The following is a 17668-nucleotide window of genomic DNA, read 5'->3' as shown; positions in this document are numbered from 1 at the left end:
CTTTTATCATGCAGTATCGTTCAGGCTGCTTGTTCGAGGTCTTTCTTCCAGCCGCCAGTTGCAGCAAGGCCGTTCATCTTGGCGCGATGCGCAAAGGCACGCTGGCCAGCGGCAACATTCTCATCCTTGCCGCCCCAGGCTTCCAGAGAGGCTGCCTGCAGCGCACGGCCATAGGAGAAGGTCATTTTCCACGGCATATCGAAGCTGGCATTCATTGCCGACAAATGCGCGGTTGCTTCTTCGCCGGTCTGACCTCCGGAAAGGAAGGCAATGCCCGGCACCTCGGCAGGGACAGTGTTGCGGAAGCAGCGAACAGTCTTTTCGGCCACTTCTTCGACAGAGGCTTTGCGCGCCTTCTTGCCGTCGATAACCATGTTCGGTTTCAGGATCATGCCTTCAAGCCTGACGCGTGCGTCGTAAAGCTCGGTGAAGACGGTCTTGAGCACCCATTCGGTGACTTCGTAGCAACGGTCGATGGAATGATCGCCCGGCTTGCCATCCATCAGCACTTCCGGCTCAACGATCGGCACAATGCCTGCTTCCTGGCAGAGTGCTGCGTAACGGGCGAGGGCCTGCGCGTTTTGCTTGACCGCTCCCCATGTCGGAAGTCCATCAGAAATCGAGATTACGGCACGCCATTTCGCAAAGCGGGCACCGAAACCATAATATTCGTTGAGGCGCTCACGCAGACCGTCGAGACCTTCGGTGATGGTTTCGCCCTCAAAGCCTGCAAGTGGCTTGGCACCGGCATCCACCTTGATGCCCGGCACCGCACCTGCCTTGCGAATGAGATCGACAAGCGGCGTGCCGTCCTTGGCTTTCTGGCGGATGGTTTCATCGTAAAGAATGACGCCGGAAATGTAGTTCTTCATCGCTTCGTCAGAGCGGAACAGCATTTCGCGATAATCGCGGCGTGAATCCTCGGTCGAGGCGAGGCCGATGCTTTCAAAACGCTTTGCAATGGTGCCGGAGCTTTCGTCCGCAGCCAGAATTCCTTTGCCGTTTGCGACGAGTGCAATTGCAATATCTTCAAGACGTTCGGTCATGTGTTAGCTCCTTAAGGCCCCGCAAGGGGCAATATTGGGAAGCTGGGCAAAGAGCCTCAGCCGCTCTCAAGACACATATTCATTTTCGATAGCAGAAGAGTTAGGCCAACAAAATGGCAGCACAAGTGGTTGAAACGATTGAAATTTTTTCAAACGATTTAGCCGGGAAAAGTTTTCTTACCGGCTGTCAGAACTCTGCTCTAATTGGCGTGCAGAACTAATATTCCAGATTCGACAGACGAATATGCGATTTAAACCCCATTTGGTTTTGACATGACGCCTGAGAATCCCATCTAAAGGATATCAATTATAAGGAGGAGAGATGCGAAGTGCCCTACTAAGCCTGCCGTTCATTCTGGCTGCATCGATGATCGCCCTTCCGGCTCAGACCGCCTTTGCGGAGAGCATCAATGCAGGAAGCAGGGAAGCCACCACTGAATTGCCTTTCAATGTGGCAGCAGTGGCGGAATTTGACACACCATGGGCGATTGCATTTCTGCCGGGCGGCAAACTGATCCTCACCGAGAAGGGCGGCAAGATTTTTGTCGTAACAGAAAAGGGTGAGAAGACGGAAGTTTCAGGCGTGCCGGAGGTTTTGTTCAGCGGCCAGCACGGTCTATTGGATGTTGTTCCTGCGCCTGATTTTGCCAAGAGCAAGGCGATCTATTTCACCTATGTCATGCCGGAAGATGGTGGCGGCGCGCTCATATTGGCGCGTGCAACGCTGTCTGAAGGCAAGGGCAAGGCCGAGCTTAAGGATCTAAAGGCAATCTGGCAGCAGGCGACACCTGCCAAGGGCGGGCAACCCGGTGGCAAGATCGCGTTTGCGCCTGATAAGAAGCATTTGTTCCTGTCGGTTGGCGATCGCATGTCGCCCGCAACCGCACAGGATGACAATGCGCCGATGGGCAAGATCCTGCGTATGAACCTCGATGGTTCAACCCCAAAGGACAATCCGAAGGCTGAGGAAGGTGGCATCAAAGCGTTGACCTGGACGACGGGGCATCGCAATCCCTATGGTCTGGCATTCGCGCCGGACGGCAAGCTGTGGGAGCATGAAATGGGACCGCGCGGCGGCGATGAGTTCAATCTCATCAAGCCGGGTCTCAATTACGGCTGGCCGGTTGTTTCCAATGGCGACAATTATAGTGGCCGTCCGATCCCGCGCCACAGCACGCGGCCTGAGTTTGAAGCGCCTATGCTGTTCTGGACGCCGGTGATCTCGCCGGGCGGTCTGGCATTCTACAAGGGAAAGATGTTTGCCGACTGGAATGGTTCTGCGCTGATCGCCGGCCTTTCGTCAATGGCGCTGATCCGTGTGATGATCAACAGCGATGGTCAGCCGAATGAAGCCGAACGTTTTGCGATGGAAAATCGTATGCGTGACGTAGCCGTCGGGCCAGATGGTGCGATCTGGGTGATCGAGGATGACAATCCCGGGCGTCTTCTAAAGCTGACACCGAAATCATAAAGCAAAAGCCCGGAGGAAACCCCGGGCTTTTTTGTTTTCTTACTTCTTCAGCACGTCAACGCCGGGAAGTGGTTTGCCTTCCATCCATTCAAGGAAAGCGCCGCCAGCGGTCGAGATATAGGTGAAGTCGTCTGCAACGCCCGCATGGTTAAGCGCTGCAACGGTGTCGCCGCCGCCGCCGACCGATACAAGTTTGCCAGCCTTGGTGCGGGCGGCAACATGCTTGGCGGTCTTGACTGTTGCTGTATCGAACGGACGCAGCTCAAATGCGCCGAGCGGGCCGTTCCAGACGAGCGTTGCGGCATCATCGATGGCCGATGCAATCAGGTCAGTCGAAAGCGCACCTGCGTCCAGAATCATGCCGTCGCTTGGCACCGATTCCACGCCATAGGTCTGGTTTGGTGTATCGGCAGCAAAGTGCCAGCCCACGACCGCATCAACCGGCAGGATGATGGCACATTTGGTCTTTTCAGCCTTGGCCATGATTTCGCGTGCGGTATGAGCAAGGTCATGCTCGCAAAGCGACTTGCCGACATCGTGACCTTGGGCTGCGAGGAAAGTGTTGGCCATGCCGCCGCCGATCACCAGTGCATCGACCTTTTCAATCAGGTTCGACAGAAGGTCGAGCTTGGTCGAAACCTTGGCGCCGCCAACGATTGCTACAACGGGACGGGCTGGCTGTCCGAGGCCCTTTTCAAGCGCTTCAAGTTCTGCCTGCATGGCGCGGCCTGCATAGGCTGGCAGCACATGCGCCAGACCTTCAGTCGAAGCGTGCGCGCGGTGTGCCGCCGAGAAGGCGTCATTGACATAGATGTCGCCATTGGCTGCGAGTGCTGCCACGAATTCCGGATCGTTCTTTTCTTCGCCCTTGTGGAAGCGCGTGTTTTCGAGAAGCAGAACGTCGCCTTCTTTCAGCGCATCAACTGCCGCCTTCGCCTTGTCGCCAATGCTGTCTTCAGCGAAATGTACGCCATGGCTGAGCACTTTCGAAAGCGGCTTTACGACATGCTTCAACGAGTTTTCATCGGACGCAACGCCTTTTGGACGACCGAAATGAGCGAGCAGGATGACCTTGGCACCCTTTTTCGACAGTTCCGCAATGGTTGGAACAATACGTTCGATACGGGTGAGGTCGGTTACTTCGCCGTTTGCCATCGGCACGTTGAGATCAACACGAACCAGAACGCGCTTGGATTTGACGTCGACATCATCGAGGGTACGGAAACTCATGATATTTCTCCCGGGGCTTTTTCCGGCGGCCTGCAGGTTTTCGTCTTTCAGACAGGCAGGCGCTGGAACAGGGTTGGGTAATCAGTGACAAGCCCGTCTTCATCGACAGGCAATTCAGCGGTGAACGTGCGATCAGCGGCAGTGTAACGGTAAAGCTTGCCTTCCTTAAGACAAGTATATCGTTGGCTGTCTCGCAGCGGGCGGAAACTATTGAACGGTACATAAAGCATGTCGAGCTGTACCGTGCCGCTTTCGGGCGTCAGACCCAGACGGCGGATCGGCAGGCTATTGGTGAAGGGTGTCCCTGCCAGATCAATGTCCATGCAACCATCAAACTCAGGTAATGCGTCTCCGGCCATGGTCGTCCAGTGCCCATTTCCATCGGATTTGAGTTCGAGCATTAAGCCGGATGTCGTTTCGATGAGGAAATGGAATACGCGCCAGTCGCTCGCGCAATCGATGCTATAACGTACACCGTAGGGAACATCGCCACGCTCGCCGATGATAACGCCAGTGGCGTTGAAAGTGTTACCGGCGGGCGTGATATTGAGATGTTCGAGCCCTTCTCCTTCCAGCGAACGCCAGCGCGCAACGGTGGGGAGAAGGGAGCGAAACATTGAAGCTGCTTAGATCAGCTTGCCGAAAGCGACTGCAGTGTCGCTCATGCGGCTCGAGAAGCCCCATTCATTGTCGTACCACGACAGGATGCGCACCATGGTGCCGTCCATGACCTTGGTCTGGTCGGTGTGGAAGATCGACGAATGCGAATCGTGGTTGAAGTCGTGCGAAACGAGCGGCTCATCGGTGTAGCCGAGGATGCCCTTGAGGCGGCCATTGGCAGCTTCGCGGATCGCATTGTTGATTTCTTCAACAGTGGTCGAGCGCTTGGCAACGAAGGTCAGGTCAACAACCGATACGTTCGGGGTTGGAACGCGGATTGCAACGCCGTCGAGCTTGCCCTTGAGTTCTGGCAGAACCAGACCAACAGCCTTTGCAGCACCCGTCGAAGTCGGGATCATGGAAAGAGCTGCTGCGCGTGCGCGGTAGAGATCCTTGTGCATGGTGTCCAGCGTCGGCTGGTCGCCCGTGTAGGAGTGGATCGTGGTCATGAAGCCCTTTTCGATGCCGATTGCATCGTTGAGAACCTGAGCCACTGGCGCAAGGCAGTTGGTGGTGCAAGAAGCGTTGGAAATGACCTGATGGTCCTTCGTCAGCTTGTCGTGGTTGACGCCATAGACAACGGTAAGGTCAGCGCCATCGGCAGGAGCCGAAACGATAACGCGCTTTGCGCCAGCTTCAAGATGAAGAGCTGCCTTGTCGCGTGCGGTGAAGATGCCGGTGCATTCCAGAGCGATATCGACGCCTTCTTCCTTCCACGGCAGTTCAGCCGGGTTGCGAACAGCGTGAACCTTGATCGGTCCGTAGCCGACGTCGATGGTGTCGCCAGCGACTTTCACTTCCTTTGGAAAACGACCATGAACGCTGTCATAGCGCAGAAGATGCGCGTTTGTTTCCACTGGGCCGAGATCGTTGATCGCAACGACCTGAATGTCGGTGCGGCCCGACTCGACGATAGCGCGGAGGACATTACGGCCGATGCGGCCAAAACCGTTAATTGCGACGCGAACTGCCATTTTCTCTAAATCTCCCGAAAGGGTTCTGCATATGCAGTGGCTTGATAAAACAGTTGAACGCGTTTGGGAACGCCCACAACTGGAAAGGTAAACGCCGGCGTGTTTAACGCCGGCGTTTGATTATTATGCGGCGGCGTTGAGTTTCTTTTCCGCGGCTTCAGCAGCATGTTCAGCAGTAATGCCGAAATGCTTGTAGAGATCGTTGATCTCGCCCGAAGCGCCGAAGCCCTTCATGCCGATAAAGATGCCGTTTTCGCCGATGAAGCGTTCCCAGCCGAGTGCAAGAGCTGCTTCGATTGCAACCTTGACCGGTGCATCGCCGAGCGTTGCCTGCTTGTAAGCATCGCTCTGCTCTTCGAAGAGTTCAAAGCAAGGAACGGAAACAACGCGGGTGGCAATGCCCTTGGCTTCGAGAAGGTCACGAGCCTTGAGCGCGATTTCCACTTCCGAACCGGTTGCGAAGATCGAAACCTTTGCATCGCCACTTGCTGCGGCCAGTTCGTATGCGCCGAATGCGGAGAGGTTTTCTTCGCGATGTTCGGTACGCACAACTGGCAGGTTCTGACGGGTCAGAGCGAGCGTCGAAGGAGTGCCCTTCGAATGCAGTGCAATCTGCCAGCATTCTGCAACTTCCACAGCGTCTGCCGGACGGAAGACATTGTGGTTTGGAATGGCGCGCAGAGCTGCAAGATGTTCAACCGGCTGGTGGGTTGGGCCGTCTTCGCCAAGACCAATCGAATCATGGGTCATGACGTAAACAACGCGGATGCCCATCAGCGACGACAGACGCATGGCCGGACGGCAATAATCCGAGAAGCACATGAAAGTGCCCGAGTAAGGGATCAGACCGCCATGCAGCGTGATGCCGTTCATGGCAGCAGCCATGCCGTGTTCACGGATACCGTAGTGGATGTAACGACCACCGTAGTTTTCCGGCGTAACAGCCTTGGTCTGGCTGGTCTTGGTGTTGTTGGAACCGGTCAGGTCGGCAGAGCCGCCCAGGGTTTCAGGCACAACGCCGTTGATCACTTCCAGAGCCATTTCGGACGACTTACGGGTCGCAACCTTTGGCTTTTCTGCGGAAAGCTTCTTCTTGTATTCGTTGATCGCGTCATCGAAGTTTGCAGGCAGGTCGCCACGCATACGACGTTCGAATTCAGCGCGGGTTTCTGCGTTAGCCGCAGCAAGACGCTTTTCCCATTCCAGACGCTTCTTCGCAGCATTGAGGCCAGCAACGCGCCATGCGTCGAGAACTTCAGCAGGAACGACGAAAGGTTCAGAAGTCCAGCCGAGTGCCTTGCGCGTTGCAGCGATTTCTTCTGCACCGAGTGGCGAACCGTGGACTTTGTTGGTGCCAGCGCGGTTTGGCGAACCAAAACCAATGGTGGTCTTGCAGGCGATGAAGGTCGGCTTGTCTGAAACCTTGGCAAGTTCAATTGCCTTGGCAATCGCGTCCTGATCATGACCGTCAACAGCAAGCGTGTTCCAGCCGGAAGCGGCGAAACGTGCAGGCTGGTCGGTGTTGTCGGACAGCGAGATCGGGCCGTCGATGGAGATGTTGTTGTCATCCCAAAGAACGATCAGCTTATTGAGCTTCAGGTGACCTGCCAGCGACAGGGCTTCCTGGCTGATGCCTTCCATGAGGCAGCCGTCACCAACGATCGCATAGGTGTAGTGGTCAACGAGGCTGTCGCCGAACTGTGCATTCAGTACGCGCTCGGAAAGCGCCATGCCAACAGCATTGGCAATGCCCTGTCCAAGCGGACCAGTTGTGGTTTCGATACCAGCGGCATGACCGTATTCAGGATGACCTGCGGTGCGTGCGCCGAGCTGGCGGAAATTCTTGATTTCATCAAGGGTGATGTCTTCGTAGCCCGAGAGGAAGAGCAGCGAATAAAGAAGCATCGAGCCGTGACCTGCAGAAAGCACGAAACGGTCGCGATCCGGCCAATGCGGATTCTGCGGGTCGTGCGACAGGAAACGGGTGTAAAGAGTCGTTGCTATGTCGGCTGCGCCCATAGGCAGGCCTGGGTGGCCTGAATTAGCCTTCTCGACCGCATCGATCGAGAGAAAGCGGATGGCGTTGGCCAGCTGGTTTTGCTTGTCGGAATTCGTCATTGTCTCAGCCGTCTTTCCAGAGTGGTTTTAACGGGGTTGCGGCGATGCCTCGGGACTGAAGCACGAGCTCCTTATACTAAACGATTTAATCAATTTAAACCGATTAAATTCTGTAGATGCTCGCGCGACAGAAGGCTTTGGGACACATAGCACCTGCTACCGAGGAGTCAACAAAACGATGGCTTATCGGCAATAAACAGTCTGCGATTGATTGGGTAATGCGGGCAATTTATGGGCTGACAATCACTGAAAAGCCTTTTTTGCGCTGATAACGGTGCATGAACGGCCAGTCTGGCTCGTCATTTGTTGCTTATCGGGCGGTCGATTATTACAGTCTTTTCAAAGATGCCCGTCCGGCAGGCGCGATTCGATGTCTGTGATCTGGCATTGGAAAGGATATGGATGGCACCCGAAACGACCCTCAGGCAGGTCCTCGAACGGCTGGAAAAGGCACTCAGTACGCTTGAACAAGCGGTGGACCTGCGGCTGGACAAGGAAGGCGATTTCGCCGAAGCCGAGGAAGAGGTACAGCGCATGAATGCTGACCGCAGCCGTCTAGCCCAGGAACTCGACCAGTCAGAAGCCCGTGCCGAGCGGCTCGAAGCCGCAAACCGCGAAGTTTCGCGACGTCTGGTGACGGCGATGGAAACCATTCGCGCCGTGCTGGATCGATAGGAGAAGGGATCTATGGCGACTGTAACCGTTACCATTGATGGCAAAGCATATCGCATGGCGTGCGACGAAGGGCAGGAAGAACATCTTTCCGGGCTTGCCGATCGCTTTGACCAATATGTCACCCATCTCAAATCATCTTTCGGCGAAATAGGCGATCTGCGCCTCACAGTGATGGCCGGTATCATGGTGATGGATGAGCTTGCGGAAACGCAAAAGCGCATCAAGGGACATGAAAACGAGATCGAGACCCTGCGCCGCTCTCGCGATGAAGCGCTGACCAGTGCCGATCAGAATGATGCTGCCCTTACTGGTGTGCTTTCTGATTTGGCCGAACGCATTGAGCAGATTGCAAAGCGTATCGCTCCCCGTCCGGGCGCTGTCTGATCTACGAAAAGATTTCTGTATCTCGGGCTGACGCCTCTGGCGCTAAGGTCTGACTGCGCCTATATAGGTTCTCGGCGTACTGCGCTTCCCGACAGGTGTAACAGCATCCCCGGGGCCTTATTGATCTCTAAGGGAGCTGTCCCTGTGAAGGCCTGTGGGCTTTCGCATATGGCGCCCACCTACGTTGTAGGTTCCCGGGATCAAACACTACCATCGGTCGTCGTGGTCGCCACTTTTCAAGCTCTTGCTATAAACTAAGCAAAGCTATTTGTTATTTAAGACAAAAATGTTCTAAAACGCCTTATCCTTCAAAGATATGTGCGTTTTAAATGACATCCTCTCCCCCGAATTCTCCTGGCTTTTCCGAACGTTTACGTGTCGCAGTTCCAGTGGCTGTGGCTTACGGGCTTACGCTCTATGTCCTTATCTGGGTGAACTCGGCGCGGGAATGGATGCCGTTTATCGCGGGGCTTATGCTTTTGCCTATGGCGATATCGAGCCTTGCTTCGAGCCTAAGCGACCCGCGCGCCGAAAAGGGGCTCTGGCGCCATGTGAGAATGAGCTGGATGATTATCGGCGGTCTCATTGTTGTGAGCATGGCTTTGTTCCGGGAGGGCGGCATCTGCGTGATCATGGCTGCGCCGTTTTTCGGCGTTTTCTCCGCAGTGGGCTCCTGGCTGACGCTTTCGCTGATCCGCCGCTTCCGCACGCCACGCTCCACAATGCTGGTGATCGCACTGCCATTGATGTTTTATCCGTTTGAACCGCTGCTGCAATATGAGCCGCATGAAGGAGCGGTTACGACCGTTATTGATATTGCAGCCTCGCCTGAAGTCGTCTGGCAGCAGACCGCAGAAATCCGCCATGTTCTTCCGGATGAACTGTCATGGACATTCAGTCACGGGATTGTCGGTGTGCCACAGCCTGTCGATGCACGCCTTGAGGGCGAGGGTGTCGGCGCTGTACGCCAGCTTGAATGGACACGCGGCGTCAAATTTCAGGAGATTGTGACACGCTGGGAAGAAAACCGGCTGCTGGCCTGGGATTTTCGGTTTGGCACCGATTCCATCCCCGCGGCCGTCGAAGCCCATATCAATGTGGACAGCTCTTACCTGAAGCTCACGAATGGTGATTATCACCTCGAAGCGCTGCCAAATGGTCATACACGTCTCACGCTCACCACACGCTACCGGATTGCAACGCCGATCAATTTCTACTGCGATCTGTGGGGCAAGGTTTTCCTGAATGATTTCCATGGCGTTGTGCTGAAAGTCATTCGTGATCGTTCGCAACGGATTGCAGCTGCTTCTTGACGGATGCCGCCATTCCGGGTCCACTAGCAGCAATTGGTGGAGGCGTTTGATGAATGACAATGGACAGCCGCGAGGCGATGACAAGCAGGCATTGAGGCGAGAGGTGCTTTCGCGTCGCGATGCACTTGATCCGCGCTTTCGGTTTGAGGCGTCATTGGCTGCAGCAAAAAAGGCTGAAACCGCGATATTGATTCCCAAGGAAACGATGGTCGCAGGCTATTGGCCGATCCGCTCGGAGATTGATCCACGTCCGCTTCTGTCAGCCATGCGCGACAAGGGTGCGCGTCTATGCCTGCCGGTGGTTCTCGATAAGGAAACAATCGCATTTCGTGAATTTCTGCCGGATGCGGAACTGGTTCAGACGGGTTTCGGCACTATGGGGCCGGACAAGACCGCACCGCTGGTTGATCCTGCCATCCTGTTTATGCCGCTTGCCGGTTTCGACAAGCGCGGTCATCGTCTGGGTTATGGTGCCGGTCATTATGATCGGGCGCTGGCGCGCTTTGCCGGGCGCGGTCTGGAGCCGCTGTTGATCGGCATGGCATTTGATTGTCAGGAAGTGCCACATGTGCCCAATGAGCCGCACGACATTGCTCTTCACCAGATACTGACCGAGACCGGCTTGCACTTATTCGATCAGGGCTGATAAAGACGCATTTATGAGATTACTTTTTCTTGGTGACATGGTGGGCCGGTCGGGGCGCACGGCGGTTTATGAAAAGCTGCCGGGGCTGATTTCTGATTTGAAGCTGGATTTCGTGATCGTCAACGGCGAGAACGCCGCTGGCGGCTTTGGTATTACCGAAGAGATTTTTCACGACACAATCCGCGCGGGCGCGGATGTGGTGACAACCGGCAATCACGTATGGGATCAACGCGAGGCGCTGGATTTCTCCAAGCGCGAAGACCGTTTCCTGCGTCCTGCAAATTTTCCGAAAGGAACGGCAGGCAAGGGCGAGGGGCTTTACATCGCCAAGAATGGTGCCCGCGTGCTGGTATCCAATGTGATGGGCCGCGTGTTCATGCACCCGGATCTGGATGACCCGTTCATTGCGGCCGAGAAAATTCTCGAAGCTTGCCCGCTTGGCGAGCAGGCAGATGCCGTGTTCTTCGATTTCCATGCGGAAGCTACCAGCGAAAAGCAGTGCTTTGGCCATTTTGTCGATGGTCGCGCCAGTGCTGTCGTGGGAACGCATACGCATGTGCCGACCGCCGATTGCCAGATTTTGCGCAATGGCACAGCCTATATGTCGGATGCCGGCATGTGCGGCGACTATGATTCTTCGCTTGGCATGGACAAGGAAGAGCCTTTGAACCGCTTCCTGTCGAAAGTGCCAAAGGGTCGCTTTGAGGCTGCCAGTGGTCCGGCAACCATTTGTGGCGTGGGGATCGAGATTTCTGATCGTACCGGCCTTGCTGAAAAGGCTGCGCCTTTGCGCATTGGCGCACGGCTGGAAGAAACTATCCCTGCATTCTGGCGATAGGCCTTTATAAATTTATCTGAACGCCCGCATAATCGTCTTTGACGGCGATGCGGGTGCAAAGCTCTGACCATTCGCAAGATTTGCACGCTTTGCGGATGCTGCCATCGGCAAAAGCGGCCCGCATCCGGCCAAGCTGCATGGCATCGAGCGACAATCGTGATCCAGCCGAGATCACCAGGTCAAACAGCCTCGATATGGCTTCCATAGCCAATCTGTCCCGAACAGCTACGCTTGTTGCATTAAAACAGTGGCAATCACTTTCACAGAGCAGCGGCTGGCAGATGTCGTCTGGACCATCGACGATCTCGATGTCTTCACCATTCGACAAATGCCCGGCAATCGCGTCGTAATTTTCCACGAAAGCCGGGCTGTAGCCCTTGCCGATATAGGTCAGCATACAAAGAAGATGATGACCGCGCAGGCGAACTGTCATCAATCGTTTATCGCGCTGCTGCTTTGAGAATTGCAGCGCCGAGTGCCGACTTGATCAGAGCGCCGATGAGGAATGGTGTCACACCGAAGGTTACTGCTTTTTCAACGCCGATCAGCGCTGAAAGCCAAATTGCACCAAGGGCGAGGCAAAGCAGGTTGGCTACGCCGAACGATACAAAAGCAAGCACCAGGTTTTTGCCGTTCCAGCCGCGTTCCGCGAGATAGCCGGTGAGTGCTGCGATAATTGGAAACGAGACGAGATATCCAGCGGTTGGTCCGGCAAAATGCTGGATCCCACCTGCGCCGCCAGCGAGAACCGGCAGGCCAATTATGGCTTCGCCTAGCCAGGCAAGCACGGTGATGAAGCCAAGTCGCCAGCCATAGAGTGCGCCGATCAGCGGCACAACGAGTGTCTGAAGTGTGATCGGAACCGGTATCATAGGGACTGCAATCTGCGATGAGATTGCCAATACCAGAGTACCGAAGGCTACCGCAGCAATGCGTAGGGCTGGTGAGCGGGATTCGAGATCAAGTGGGCTGAAAGATACACGCTTCTGGGTGATGTAAGCCATGGCTTCCTCAAATTATAGATAAAATTACGATTCGATCTATTTAAAATCATCGGATTGATGGTGTTTGGCAAGTGAGAAATAGATAAAATATATAAAAATTGGGAGAGGCTTACAGTGGCTCCAGTTAAGGCTGAATCGTTGGAACCGCTGAAACTATTTGTTTTTACGCATTATCCGACGCATCGCAGCAGGAAAAGAAATCAGTCCGGCGAACTGATTTCCCTGCGGAGGCGGTTCCCACTTTTGCTGGAAATGCTTTAAAATCAAAGCAGCCGCAAGCACGCGAGCTGCATGTGCGGCAGCTCGCATGGTCATCTTAAGAACTGGAAGGTTTGGGTTACTGCTTAGCCGACGATGGCGAAAGAATCGCGGGTCTTGCCTGATGCGGTTTTGACGGGGCGATGGCCGATCCACTGCACATGGCGCGCAAGGATGGTGGTCGCCGTCTCAATGTCGTCCTGACGGAGTGCGGTCAGAATCGCGCGGTGATCGTGATCGGTACGGGTTTCCCATTCCGAACGCCAGGTGGCAAACAGAAAGCGCGCGCTTGCTGCATGAAGATCATCAATAGCCGCCAGCAGGCGCGGCATGTTGCATGGCTCCAGAATCAATCGATGAAAGCGACGATTGGCGTCTTCCCAGCTTCGCACATCGCGTGACTTGTCGCCTTCGAGGGTTGCCTGTTCGGCAGCGTCCAGCGTGGCGCGGCTGATATGGGGCGCTGCATGACGCAGGGCCAGCACTTCAAGTGCTGCGCGCATTTCCGCCACTTCGCGGATTTCGCTGATATCGAAGGACGCAACGCGCACGCCACGACGGGGTTCGGAAACCACAAGTCCTTGCGCTTCCAATCGGCGAAAGGCTTCGCGCACGGGCACATGGCTTGTTTCGAACTCTTCGGCGATATGATCCTGACGGAGTTTGATGCCCGGCTCGATCTCGCCCGCAATAATACGGTCGGCGAGAATACGGCTGATGCGGGCGGCAATGGTTTCGCCGGGAGTGTCATTTGAGCGCTGATTCATGGTTTTATAGATAATATTGTTTGGTGGTCCGCGTCGAGGCCTGTCAACTTTATCGACAAGTGATTGCGTGATCGCGCTTTTGCTGGACGAATGCGGCTCAATTCCTTATAACGCGGCCATTCAGCACGGAAAGCGCGGTGGCCGACCTGTCTGCGGCCAGACCCATTCTTATGTGACGCTTTCTCCGTGCGCATCATATGAACAGAACAGGGGTGCCATGGCTGGCCATTCACAGTTTAAGAATATCATGCACCGCAAAGGCCGTCAGGATGCCGTGCGGTCGAAAATGTTTTCCAAGCTTGGTCGAGAAATCACCGTGGCTGCAAAGCAGGGTCTGCCTGACCCGTTGATGAACCCGCGCCTGCGTCTGGCCATCCAGAACGCCAAGGCGCAGTCGATGCCGAAAGATAACATCGAGCGCGCCATCAAGAAGGCTGCTGGCAACGACGGTGAAAACTATGATGAAGTGCGCTACGAGGGCCGCGGCCCGGGCGGCGTGATGGTCATCGTTGAAGCGCTGACCGATAACCGCAACCGTACAGCATCCAATGTGCGTGCAGCTTTCACCAAGTCGGGTGGCGCTCTGGGTGAAACCGGTTCTGCAGCCTTCATGTTCGATCGCGTTGGCGAAATCGTTTACAAGATTTCTGTTGGCGATGCCGACAAGGTCATGGAAGCGGCTATTGAAGCTGGTGCCGACGACGTCCAGTCGGGCGAAGAAGAGCATGTGATCCTCTGCGCCTTTGAAGACATTGGTGAAGTATCGAAGGCGTTGGAAACGGCGCTCGGTGAAGCCGAATCGATCAAGACGATCTGGAAGCCACAGACCAACACGGAACTCGATGAAGAAAAGGCACGCTCCGTGCTCAAGCTTCTCAATGTTCTTGAAGACGATGATGACGTTCAGAACGTCTATTCGAACTTCGAAGTCAGCGACGAAGTGATGGAAAAGCTGAGCGCCTAAGTTTAGGCTTCAGTTCCGAATACGAAAACTCCCGGCTTGTCCGGGAGTTTTTTATTTCTCGGAGTTATTGGATGCCTGTTGCAATAACTGCTCGTAGGACTGGTTCACTTCAACCATATCTGCCGCATTCACCAGTCTTATGTGATTGCTTAGCGCAGATGCCTTCAGTTCTGAATTGTCCCGGAGAGAGCGCTCGATAAACTTATCGATGATGTACCGAAGGCTGCTATCAACGTGATCGTAACCTGCCTCGTTGCGCATTCTGCTGAGCAAAAAATCATCGTCGGCATAAAGGCAGACGCATTCGGTTGAAGCGGTGTTCAATGTCGTCAGATATTCTGGACGCAAGGCTGATCCTTCGCAGATGAATTGTCGCCCATCATGGATGTGCCCCTCGATTTTCTCTCGAATGAGAGGCCATATGTTTTCATGATGCACCTTTAGAAACCAATGAATGGTTTCAGGTGAAAGGCTTGAATAAAACTCGGCGACGGCGGGGCGGACGGTAGGCCAGGGGCGCCCGGGGTGCCGGGCAAGACTATCCGTTGAAATCAGGCTCCACCCGAGGGCTTTTGTCAGTCGCGCGGCGAATGTGGATTTCCCGACATGCGAACTCCCGGCGATCAATATGCCAGACATTGCTCGCTCCATTGTGCCGACCTCCAGCCGTTATACCAAGGCGTGAAGATGCTGACGCATCACGCCTTGAAAAAGTTCAATAGCCACTCGGGCTTAACCAAAACTCCATGAGTCATACTCATGGAGTTTTGGTATTAGAGCATTTCGCATTTAGAGCGGTTCCAGTTAAGACCGAATCGTTGGAGCCGCTCTATCTGTTTTTTTACGCATGTCGTTGCCCAAAATTGGTTTCCATTTTTTGGATGGCAAGCTGCAGAGCGCGATTATAGCGCCCTTTTGCGCAGAGAGGCAGGCAACAAAAAACCCCGCCGAAGCGAGGTTTTTCGTAAGTTCATCAATGTCAGTATTAGATACCGAGATTGCCGAAACGGTTCTTGAACTTCGTTACGCGACCGCCGCGATCGAGCAGGGTCTGCGAACCACCGGTCCAAGCTGGGTGCGTGGTAGGATCGATATCGAGGTTCATCGTATCGCCTTCCTTGCCCCAGGTCGAGCGGGTCATGTATTCAGTGCCATCGGTCATCACGACCTTGATGGTGTGGTAGTCGGGATGGATGCTGGCTTTCATCTTCTCAATCCTGAAAGTCTGGGGTGAAAATCCCAGTTTCTTGTTTAAAACTGCGGCACTTTCGCCCAATGGCAGATATGAAGACCCGTTACCGAAGGCAACGGCTTCCAAAAGGGTTGGCGAGCCTATACATCAGGCGCACGCTAATAACAAGGGCGCAATCTCAAGAATGGCCAGCAGAGACAGTCAAATTCGCATGAATCCAGAATTGAATGCCCAAGAGGGAGCTGGGGAGGGTGCTAAGGAAGGGCGTAAGCGCCGTTCATTGAAGCCACTGAGGCGGATGCTTCCTTTCCTCTCGCGCTACAAGCCTCTGGTTATTGGAGCGCTTTTCTCACTGGTTCTTGCTGCTGTCACGACTCTTGCTGTCCCGGTTGCTGTACGCCGTATGATCGATCATGGCTTCACCGGTGCCAATGCGGTCTTCGTCAATAATTATTTCGGTATGCTGGTGGCGCTGGCGCTGGTTCTGGCGCTCGCATCGGGCCTGCGCTATTTCTTCGTCATATCACTGGGCGAGCGCGTGGTGGCAGATCTGCGCAATGCTGTCTTCTCCCATGTGACCAGCCTGTCGCCGGAATTCTTCGATCGGTCGCAGTCGGGCGAGATCGTCTCGCGTCTTTCGGTCGATACCACGCAGATCAAGTCGGTTGTAGGGGCTACGGCCTCTGTAGCGCTGCGCAATATGATTCTGGGTATTGGCGCGCTCATCATGATGGTTGTCACCAGCCCCAAGCTTTCCGCACTTGTGATTGCGGCTATTCCGCTGATCGTGATTCCGTTGATCGCTTTTGGTCGTTCTGTGCGTCGTCGCTCACGCATGACGCAGGATATGCTGGCACATGCCAATGCCTATGCCAGTGAGCAGATCGGGGCGATGCGCACGCTGCAGGCCTTCACCAACGAGAATATGGTGGTAGGGCGCTTTGCAAATGCTGTCGAGAAGGCCTACCAAGCGGCACGCTCATCGATCAAAGCACGCGCCATTCTGACAGGCTTTGCGATTTTCCTGATCTTCTCCAGCGTGGTTGCTGTCCTCTGGTTCGGCTCGCGTGATGTGCTTTCTGGCACAATGACAGCAGGAACGCTGGGCCAGTTCGTCCTTTATGCAGTCTTTGCCGCCAGTGCTTTTGGCGCGCTTTCTGAAGTGGGCGGTGAACTTGCGCAGGCCGCGGGTGCCACTGAACGGCTTGCAGAAATTCTCGATGAAAATCCGGGCATTTCCGCCCCTGTAAATCCCATTGCCTTGCCACAACCGCCGCGTGGCGAGATCAGCTTCGATCAGGTGCATTTCTCCTATCCAACGCGTCCGGACGCGCCGTCGCTGAATGGTGTCAGCTTCACTGTAAAGCCCGGTGAGACGGTGGCTATTGTCGGCCCATCCGGTGCCGGCAAAAGCACGATCTTCTCGCTGGTGATGCGCTATTACGATCCGCAATCCGGCCGTGTGCTGATGGATGGTGTGGCCTTGCCTGAAGCCGATCCTGCCAAGGTGCGTGAACGCATTGCAGTGGTGCCGCAGGATGTCGCGATCTTTGCCACCAGCATTCGCGAGAATATCGGCTTCGGTAAACCCGGTGCAAGCGATGCTGAAATCGAGGCCGCAGCAAGGGCAGCACTCGCGCATGACTTCATTATGGCGCTGGACAAGGGCTATAACACCGAAGTCGGCGAACGCGGCGTTACGCTTTCAGGCGGTCAGCGCCAGCGCATTGCCATTGCGCGTGCGATCCTGCGTGCGGCACCCGTTCTGCTGCTGGATGAAGCCACCTCGGCGCTTGATGCAGAAAGTGAAATGCTGGTGCAGAAGGCGCTTGATAGCCTCATGGATAATCGCACGACGCTCGTTGTGGCGCATCGCTTGGCAACGGTTCTGAAAGCCGACCGCATTCTGGTTCTCGACAAAGGCCAGATTGTTGAAGAGGGTACGCATCAGACGCTGGTTGAGAAGGGCGGCATTTATGCCCGCCTCGCCAAGCTGCAATTTGAAGCAGGCGCAGGCGTTTTCGGTAAATAAAAATGGGGGCTCATGGCCCCCCTTACAGCGGCTCCAGTTAAGAAAGAATCGTTGGAACCGCTGTAACTGCTTGTTTTTACGCATTATCCGACGCAA

18 protein-coding genes and 1 other RNA gene are annotated in these 17668 nt (G+C 55.1%); 9 read left to right on the top strand and 10 right to left on the bottom strand.

Annotated elements, in window-relative coordinates; genetic code table 11:
• Window positions 1–20: 20 nt before the first annotated feature.
• The gene (locus KMS41_09225) at window positions 21–1046 is read right to left on the bottom strand and encodes a fructose-bisphosphate aldolase class I (GenBank protein QWK77271.1); all 1026 of its coding nucleotides are present in this window, start codon (window positions 1044–1046) and stop codon (window positions 21–23) included.
• Between the two features lie 322 nt (window positions 1047–1368).
• Between KMS41_09225 and KMS41_09220 the strand changes: the two genes are divergently transcribed.
• Window positions 1369–2517 (top strand): PQQ-dependent sugar dehydrogenase, encoded by a 1149-nt coding sequence (locus KMS41_09220; GenBank protein QWK77270.1) that lies wholly within the window; start codon window positions 1369–1371, stop codon window positions 2515–2517.
• A 39-nt stretch (window positions 2518–2556) separates the two neighbouring features.
• Here KMS41_09220 and KMS41_09215 read toward each other — a convergent pair whose 3' ends face one another.
• The 4 genes from KMS41_09215 to tkt all read right to left on the bottom strand — a co-directional run bounded on the left by KMS41_09215 (window position 2557) and on the right by tkt (window position 7499).
• The gene (locus KMS41_09215; protein QWK77269.1) at window positions 2557–3747 is read right to left on the bottom strand and encodes a phosphoglycerate kinase; all 1191 of its coding nucleotides are present in this window, start codon (window positions 3745–3747) and stop codon (window positions 2557–2559) included.
• Window positions 3748–3794: 47 nt separating this feature from the next.
• Window positions 3795–4364 carry a putative glycolipid-binding domain-containing protein gene (locus KMS41_09210; GenBank protein ID QWK77268.1) on the bottom strand — a complete coding sequence of 190 codons (570 nt, stop codon included), beginning with the start codon at window positions 4362–4364 and terminating at the stop codon, window positions 3795–3797.
• A 9-nt stretch (window positions 4365–4373) separates the two neighbouring features.
• Window positions 4374–5381, bottom strand: coding sequence for a type I glyceraldehyde-3-phosphate dehydrogenase (gap, locus tag KMS41_09205; protein ID QWK77267.1), 1008 nt, complete (start codon window positions 5379–5381; stop codon window positions 4374–4376).
• A 123-nt stretch (window positions 5382–5504) separates the two neighbouring features.
• Window positions 5505–7499: a transketolase gene (tkt, locus tag KMS41_09200; protein ID QWK77266.1), complete on the bottom strand. Its 1995-nt coding sequence runs from the start codon at window positions 7497–7499 to the stop codon at window positions 5505–5507.
• A gap of 402 nt (window positions 7500–7901) precedes the next feature.
• Between tkt and KMS41_09195 the strand changes: the two genes are divergently transcribed.
• The 6 genes from KMS41_09195 to KMS41_09170 all read left to right on the top strand — a co-directional run bounded on the left by KMS41_09195 (window position 7902) and on the right by KMS41_09170 (window position 11355).
• Window positions 7902–8174 carry a DUF4164 domain-containing protein gene (locus KMS41_09195; protein ID QWK77265.1) on the top strand — a complete coding sequence of 91 codons (273 nt, stop codon included), beginning with the start codon at window positions 7902–7904 and terminating at the stop codon, window positions 8172–8174.
• 12 nt (window positions 8175–8186) lie between these two features.
• Window positions 8187–8558, top strand: coding sequence for a cell division protein ZapA (locus tag KMS41_09190; protein ID QWK77264.1), 372 nt, complete (start codon window positions 8187–8189; stop codon window positions 8556–8558).
• 73 nt (window positions 8559–8631) lie between these two features.
• A non-coding RNA gene (gene ssrS / locus KMS41_09185) (6S RNA) lies at window positions 8632–8790 on the top strand.
• Between the two features lie 97 nt (window positions 8791–8887).
• The gene (locus KMS41_09180; protein ID QWK77263.1) at window positions 8888–9871 is read left to right on the top strand and encodes an SRPBCC family protein; all 984 of its coding nucleotides are present in this window, start codon (window positions 8888–8890) and stop codon (window positions 9869–9871) included.
• A 49-nt stretch (window positions 9872–9920) separates the two neighbouring features.
• Window positions 9921–10517 (top strand): 5-formyltetrahydrofolate cyclo-ligase, encoded by a 597-nt coding sequence (locus tag KMS41_09175; protein ID QWK77262.1) that lies wholly within the window; start codon window positions 9921–9923, stop codon window positions 10515–10517.
• A 13-nt stretch (window positions 10518–10530) separates the two neighbouring features.
• A complete protein-coding gene (locus KMS41_09170; protein QWK77261.1) occupies window positions 10531–11355 on the top strand; it encodes a TIGR00282 family metallophosphoesterase in 825 nt (274 codons plus the stop codon).
• A gap of 4 nt (window positions 11356–11359) precedes the next feature.
• On the opposite strand, the gene KMS41_09165 is transcribed toward KMS41_09170, so the two are convergent.
• The 3 genes from KMS41_09165 to KMS41_09155 all read right to left on the bottom strand — a co-directional run bounded on the left by KMS41_09165 (window position 11360) and on the right by KMS41_09155 (window position 13384).
• Window positions 11360–11788: a DUF1284 domain-containing protein gene (locus KMS41_09165; protein ID QWK77260.1), complete on the bottom strand. Its 429-nt coding sequence runs from the start codon at window positions 11786–11788 to the stop codon at window positions 11360–11362.
• Window positions 11789–11795: 7 nt separating this feature from the next.
• On the bottom strand, window positions 11796–12359 hold the full coding sequence (locus KMS41_09160) for a biotin transporter BioY (GenBank protein ID QWK77259.1): 564 nt from the start codon (window positions 12357–12359) through the stop codon (window positions 11796–11798).
• 344 nt (window positions 12360–12703) lie between these two features.
• On the bottom strand, window positions 12704–13384 hold the full coding sequence (locus KMS41_09155) for a GntR family transcriptional regulator (protein QWK77258.1): 681 nt from the start codon (window positions 13382–13384) through the stop codon (window positions 12704–12706).
• Window positions 13385–13601: 217 nt separating this feature from the next.
• On the opposite strand from KMS41_09155, the gene KMS41_09150 reads away from it, so the two are divergent.
• On the top strand, window positions 13602–14348 hold the full coding sequence (locus tag KMS41_09150; GenBank protein ID QWK77257.1) for a YebC/PmpR family DNA-binding transcriptional regulator: 747 nt from the start codon (window positions 13602–13604) through the stop codon (window positions 14346–14348).
• Window positions 14349–14399: 51 nt separating this feature from the next.
• On the opposite strand, the gene KMS41_09145 is transcribed toward KMS41_09150, so the two are convergent.
• Window positions 14400–14999: an ATP-binding protein gene (locus KMS41_09145; GenBank protein QWK77256.1), complete on the bottom strand. Its 600-nt coding sequence runs from the start codon at window positions 14997–14999 to the stop codon at window positions 14400–14402.
• Between the two features lie 334 nt (window positions 15000–15333).
• Window positions 15334–15555 carry a 50S ribosomal protein L31 gene (gene rpmE, locus KMS41_09140; protein ID QWK77255.1) on the bottom strand — a complete coding sequence of 74 codons (222 nt, stop codon included), beginning with the start codon at window positions 15553–15555 and terminating at the stop codon, window positions 15334–15336.
• A gap of 169 nt (window positions 15556–15724) precedes the next feature.
• Between rpmE and KMS41_09135 the strand changes: the two genes are divergently transcribed.
• A complete protein-coding gene (locus KMS41_09135) occupies window positions 15725–17572 on the top strand; it encodes an ATP-binding cassette domain-containing protein (GenBank protein ID QWK77254.1) in 1848 nt (615 codons plus the stop codon).
• Window positions 17573–17668: the final 96 nt, after the last annotated feature.

The sequence above is a fragment of the Ochrobactrum sp. BTU1 genome (assembly GCA_018798825.1).
GTDB lineage: Bacteria > Pseudomonadota > Alphaproteobacteria > Rhizobiales > Rhizobiaceae > Brucella.
Note: the sequence above shows the minus strand (reverse complement) of the source record. Positions and strands in the feature narration are given on the sequence as shown.

What these genes read in the sequence shown, in the direction of transcription:
- KMS41_09225 (QWK77271.1), bottom strand. Translation starts at nt 1,046, where the DNA reads ATGACCGAACGTCTTGAAGATATTGCAATTGCACTCGTCGCAAACGGC.
- KMS41_09220 (QWK77270.1), top strand. Translation starts at nt 1,369, where the DNA reads ATGCGAAGTGCCCTACTAAGCCTGCCGTTCATTCTGGCTGCATCGATG.
- KMS41_09215 (QWK77269.1), bottom strand. Translation starts at nt 3,747, where the DNA reads ATGAGTTTCCGTACCCTCGATGATGTCGACGTCAAATCCAAGCGCGTT.
- KMS41_09210 (QWK77268.1), bottom strand. Translation starts at nt 4,364, where the DNA reads ATGTTTCGCTCCCTTCTCCCCACCGTTGCGCGCTGGCGTTCGCTGGAA.
- gap (QWK77267.1), bottom strand. Translation starts at nt 5,381, where the DNA reads ATGGCAGTTCGCGTCGCAATTAACGGTTTTGGCCGCATCGGCCGTAAT.
- tkt (QWK77266.1), bottom strand. Translation starts at nt 7,499, where the DNA reads ATGACGAATTCCGACAAGCAAAACCAGCTGGCCAACGCCATCCGCTTT.
- KMS41_09195 (QWK77265.1), top strand. Translation starts at nt 7,902, where the DNA reads ATGGCACCCGAAACGACCCTCAGGCAGGTCCTCGAACGGCTGGAAAAG.
- KMS41_09190 (QWK77264.1), top strand. Translation starts at nt 8,187, where the DNA reads ATGGCGACTGTAACCGTTACCATTGATGGCAAAGCATATCGCATGGCG.
- KMS41_09180 (QWK77263.1), top strand. Translation starts at nt 8,888, where the DNA reads ATGACATCCTCTCCCCCGAATTCTCCTGGCTTTTCCGAACGTTTACGT.
- KMS41_09175 (QWK77262.1), top strand. Translation starts at nt 9,921, where the DNA reads ATGAATGACAATGGACAGCCGCGAGGCGATGACAAGCAGGCATTGAGG.
- KMS41_09170 (QWK77261.1), top strand. Translation starts at nt 10,531, where the DNA reads ATGAGATTACTTTTTCTTGGTGACATGGTGGGCCGGTCGGGGCGCACG.
- KMS41_09165 (QWK77260.1), bottom strand. Translation starts at nt 11,788, where the DNA reads ATGACAGTTCGCCTGCGCGGTCATCATCTTCTTTGTATGCTGACCTAT.
- KMS41_09160 (QWK77259.1), bottom strand. Translation starts at nt 12,359, where the DNA reads ATGGCTTACATCACCCAGAAGCGTGTATCTTTCAGCCCACTTGATCTC.
- KMS41_09155 (QWK77258.1), bottom strand. Translation starts at nt 13,384, where the DNA reads ATGAATCAGCGCTCAAATGACACTCCCGGCGAAACCATTGCCGCCCGC.
- KMS41_09150 (QWK77257.1), top strand. Translation starts at nt 13,602, where the DNA reads ATGGCTGGCCATTCACAGTTTAAGAATATCATGCACCGCAAAGGCCGT.
- KMS41_09145 (QWK77256.1), bottom strand. Translation starts at nt 14,999, where the DNA reads ATGGAGCGAGCAATGTCTGGCATATTGATCGCCGGGAGTTCGCATGTC.
- rpmE (QWK77255.1), bottom strand. Translation starts at nt 15,555, where the DNA reads ATGAAAGCCAGCATCCATCCCGACTACCACACCATCAAGGTCGTGATG.
- KMS41_09135 (QWK77254.1), top strand. Translation starts at nt 15,725, where the DNA reads ATGGCCAGCAGAGACAGTCAAATTCGCATGAATCCAGAATTGAATGCC.